At 69.3% G+C, this 4,233-nt stretch carries 4 protein-coding genes and 1 pseudogene; 3 read left to right on the top strand and 2 right to left on the bottom strand.

What is annotated here, in order from left to right:
• Nucleotides 1–623 precede the first annotated feature (623 nt).
• The 3 genes from MKK70_RS08045 to MKK70_RS08035 all read left to right on the top strand — a co-directional run bounded on the left by MKK70_RS08045 (nucleotide 624) and on the right by MKK70_RS08035 (nucleotide 3,420).
• On the top strand, nucleotides 624–1,376 hold the full coding sequence (locus tag MKK70_RS08045; RefSeq protein WP_243946750.1) for a bacteriorhodopsin: 753 nt from the start codon (nucleotides 624–626) through the stop codon (nucleotides 1,374–1,376).
• Nucleotides 1,376–2,317 (top strand): Brp/Blh family beta-carotene 15,15'-dioxygenase, encoded by a 942-nt coding sequence (locus tag MKK70_RS08040; RefSeq protein ID WP_243946748.1) that lies wholly within the window; start codon nucleotides 1,376–1,378, stop codon nucleotides 2,315–2,317. Before MKK70_RS08045 ends, MKK70_RS08040 begins: the two co-directional genes overlap by 1 nt.
• Before the next feature lie 398 nt (nucleotides 2,318–2,715).
• Complete coding sequence (locus MKK70_RS08035) at nucleotides 2,716–3,420, top strand: L,D-transpeptidase (RefSeq protein ID WP_243946746.1); 705 nt, start codon at nucleotides 2,716–2,718, stop codon at nucleotides 3,418–3,420.
• A gap of 398 nt (nucleotides 3,421–3,818) precedes the next feature.
• Here the strand turns inward: MKK70_RS08035 and MKK70_RS08030 are convergent, their stop codons facing one another.
• Nucleotides 3,819–3,992, bottom strand: a complete 174-nt coding sequence (locus MKK70_RS08030; protein ID WP_243946744.1) for a hypothetical protein — start codon at nucleotides 3,990–3,992, stop codon at nucleotides 3,819–3,821.
• Nucleotides 3,993–4,112: 120 nt separating this feature from the next.
• Nucleotides 4,113–4,233, bottom strand: a pseudogene (locus MKK70_RS08025) (IS5/IS1182 family transposase); the annotation flags it as partial.

Below are 4,233 nucleotides of genomic sequence, written 5' to 3'. Positions count from 1 at the left end.
CCGTGATCTACACACCCTTCCCCCACCCCACTCCTGCCGGCCTCCCCCCCGCCTCCCCCAGGGGGCACACCACGGTAGTGCGGGCATCCTGCGGCCCGGTGCGCCGGTGGGCGACGGGGTCCCGCTGCCGCCACTGGGCGTCGTTCTTCTGGTTGACCCCGGAGCGCAGCGGGGCGGCCCCCTGGCTCGCTGGCCTATGGTGGTTCGCTCGACGGTTCGCCTCCTTGGTGGGGGCGCTGCGGTAAAGAACTTGGCCCATGGCGCCTCCCCCCCCCCCAACGTAAAAACCGCACCACCAACCCTGGGATCAAACATCTAGCACCCGGATCGTCGAGGTCTGGCAGCGCGGGCGGCCACAGGCGGTCGCTCCGTCTGCCGCGCCCTGACGGCGCGTCGCAGCGTCGGCATTCTCAGGCGGAGCCTGCGATGCTGCCCCGGCACGCCGGCCGAAGCCGAGAGCTCGCAGGACAGGGCGGAACCCCGCGTTCGCCGAGGCGGCGACGCGCCGCAGGGGCTCACGCGCCTGTGACGCGGCGGCTTGGCAACAATCAGGGGCGAGGGTGATTGGGCAGGGGCGCCACGGTCCCGAGCGCCCCTTTCATCCCCATACCGACGAGAGATTTATGACGCCTCAATTCTGGCTGTGGCTGGGCTTTGCAGGAATGGCGGCAGGCGCCGCCGTGATCCTGTTCATCGCGAAGCGGCGCACGCCCGCCGAAGAAGCCGACGGGATCATCCACGGAATCGTGCCGATCATCGCGGCCTGCTCCTACTTCGCCATGGCGACGGGCCAGGGCAGCATCACCCTTCCGGCCGGTCCCGATGCGGCGGAGGCTGCGCGGCAGTTCTACTTCGCACGCTACATCGACTGGACCTTCACCACGCCGCTCCTGCTCGTCGGGCTCTCGCGCACCGCGATGCATTCCGGCATGCGCCGGCCGGCCGTCGTCTGGGGGCTGATCGGCTCCGACCTGCTCATGATCGTGACGGCCCTGGCCTTCGGCCTGTCCGACGTCGCCGCCGTGAAGTGGACGTGGTTCGCCATCTCCTGCGGCGCGTTCCTGGCCGTGTTCTACGGGATCTTCGTGCAGCTGCGCGAGGAGAACGCCGGCGAGCGGGCCGACGTGCGCAAGGCCTTCCTGCGCAATGCCGTGTTCCTCACCGGGGTGTGGTGCGCCTACCCGGTGGTACTGCTCGTCGGCCAGGACGGCCTCGGCATCCTGTCGCCGAGCCTCGCGCTGGCGGTGATCGCGATCCTCGATCTCGCCGCCAAGGTCGTGTACGGCATCATGGCGACGCTGGAGACGACCCGCGCCGTCGACCGCGACTTGGCGGAGGGGCGGACGGCCACGACGCCGCTGCGCCGGGCGGCCTGATGCCCCTGGCGGCTCGATCGTCCCTCTCCCGCCTCGCGGGGCCCGACGGCGCGAGCCGCCACCGCATCCATGCGGGGGTGACCGGCCTGCCGCAGCTCGCCGCCGCGCTCGTCGCGCTCGGGCTGGTCGCCTCCGCGTTCCTCCCGCGCGAAGCCTCCTGGCTCGTCGCCCTGACGGTCGTCATCGTCCTCGGCGTTCCGCACGGTGCGCTCGACGGCGCGGTGGCGGCCCCGCTGCTGCGCCCGCGCTACGGCCGAGCGTGGTTCGGGGTCTTCGCCGTTCCCTATCTCGGCCTATCGGCCCTCGTCCTCCTGGCTTGGCAGATCGCCCCCCTGGCGACGCTTGCGGGCTTCCTCGGGTTGTCGGTCCTGCATTTCGGCGAGGAGGATTCGGGCCCCGGCCGACCGTTCGAGGCGCTCGTGCGCGGTGGCCTCCCGATCGCCCTGCCGGCGCTCCTGCATCCGCCCGAGACGGCGGAGATCTTCTCGGCGGTCGCACGGGTGCTGATGCCGTCGCTTCCCGCCTGGTGGATGGCCGCCGCCTGGCTCTGGCTCGCCCTCGCGGCGGCCTGGCTCCTCGGCCGTCGCGTGCGGCCGGCGGTGCTGGCCGAGATGTTCGTCCTGGCCGCCGCCTTCTGGCTGCTGCCGCCGCTCACCGCGTTCACCCTGTACTTCGTCGTCGTCCATGGCCCCCGGCACATGCGGGCGCTGGTGCAGGACCCGGCGAAGGCGCCCGGCGTCGACACGATGCCGCGCGCCGTCCGCGCCGCGCTGCCGGTCTTCGCGTTGACGCTGCTGCTCGGCGCGGGGCTGTGGCCGCTCTACGCCGCCGGCGCCGCGGATGCGCCGGCCAACCTCCTGACCCTGACGCTCCAGATGCTGTCCGCCCTGACCGTGCCGCACGTCCTCCTCGACCGCATCGCGAGCCGGTCGCACGGCTGATCCCGGAGCTGTCGATGCGCGGATCGCGCGGCGATCCGATCGGATCCGGCTCCGGGCTCGCCCGAGGGACTTCGGCAGCGATCACATACGGCATCGATCCTCTCGCGCCGGCCACTGTAGGCGAACGCGGCGACGCGCAGCGATCATCACCGCGATCGCCCGGTGTCGGACAGTTCCGAACGCACGCGCGACTTCGCGGCAAGTGCATTCGACCGACGTCCCGAAGTCGCCGTCGGCGGACGATCAGAGCCGCCGAGCGACTTTTGCCACACTCCCGACGCAAAAGCCGAGCTTGCAAGTCCCGTCGGCTGTCACCGATCTCGGCTTGGCAGTACATTGGCGTAGCGTCGGTCGGAGCGTGCTTCGATCGGGCCGCAGGACATGGGACGCTCGGGATCATGGTCATGGATGGTGGGCGTGCCGGTGCCGGCGCGATGGACCGGACCGCTCGGCTTCGGACGGCGCTTCTGAGCCGCCGGTCGTTCCTAGCCGGCTCGGCGGTCGGCCTCGGCGCCCTCGGCCTCGGCAGCTGCGCGACCACCGACGGCATCCTGCTGGCCGAGGCGGCCAAGACCTACGGGCCGATGCCGGACGAGAAGTTCCCGATCCCGGCGGTCGACATCAGCAAGGTCGACCCGAAATACTATCGCCGGACGGTGCGCTACGAGACCAAGGAAGCGCCCGGCACGATCGTCGTCGATCCCACCAACTACTACGTCTACCGCATTGAAGGCGACGGAGCCGCGACCCGCTACGGCGCCAATGTCGGGCGCGACGGGTTCCTCTGGCACGGCGACGCCTATGTCGGCCGCAAGTCCGAGTGGGCGACCTGGACGCCGCCCAAGGAGATGATCCGGCGCCAGCCGGAGGCGGCCCAATACGCCCGCGGCATGCCGGGCGGCCTCGACAACCCGCTGGGCGCCCGCACCCTGCATCTCTACCAGAACGGCGCCTACACGCTCTACACGATCTACGCCTCGAGCGACCCCGACACGATCGGCACCGGCATCACAAGCGGCTGCGTCGGCCTGCTCAGCCAGGACATGATTCACCTCTACGCCCAAACGCCGGTGAAGACCAAGGTGGTCGTCCTCCCGGCGTAGCCAAACGTTCGACCCTGCCCGGGAGGCCGAGCCGGCGCGCGGTCTCGCGGCGGCGGTCCGCGCCGCGCCGAGGAAGGCGGGAAGAGAGGCGGAAGGGGCGTCTGCGAGGACAGTCAAAAATCTTCATTAGATGCAGTACTTTACTTATTTCATATCAACCTCTACCCACATTTTCGCCCACGGCCGTTCGACAAACTTAGGCGAACGATAGCGGACGAGGGCGGCCACTCGGTCACCCTCGGGGCCGCTATCGATGTGACCGAGCGGTAATTTCATTGAAACAACTGACCGGTAAGTGTCGCCTGTCAGACTTCGGTCAGACCGTCCGCGCCCATTCTTGAAATGGGCCCCTTCCTGCTTCACGCTGGGCGCGGACGTCATTACTCACTCGGCGCTGTTTAAAGCATGCTGCCGAGGCCTGCGCGGCGAGCTAAGTCCTCGGCTAGCCGCCGGCGCTCCTCTGCCAGTGCGAGAGCAGCGTCGGACTCGTTGGCGAGCCGTTCGGCTCGGGCGAGGTCGGCGCGAGCCCACCGGATGTTCGCGATGGCGAGATCGGCGAGGATGGCTTTCAACGCCTATTCTCCTGCCGGGCGGCATCCAAGGCCGCCTCCCATTTAGCTTCAAGCTTCGCGCCCAAGTCGATGATTTTATAAGCGATTGTGACTAGCGGCTCTAAGAGTCCGTCCGATAAGTCATGACGCTCGGCCGAGCCTTCGGACGAGGATCATGACGGCGGCGGCGTAGAGGAAGGCTTGGGCCGAGGCGAGGGTCGCCTCCGGGTCTTTCCAAAGGCGGCGGTTGCGGCTGATCCAG

The sequence above is a fragment of the Methylobacterium sp. E-041 genome (assembly GCF_022829665.1).
GTDB lineage: Bacteria > Pseudomonadota > Alphaproteobacteria > Rhizobiales > Beijerinckiaceae > Methylobacterium.
This window is presented reverse-complemented; position numbering and strand designations above follow the sequence as displayed.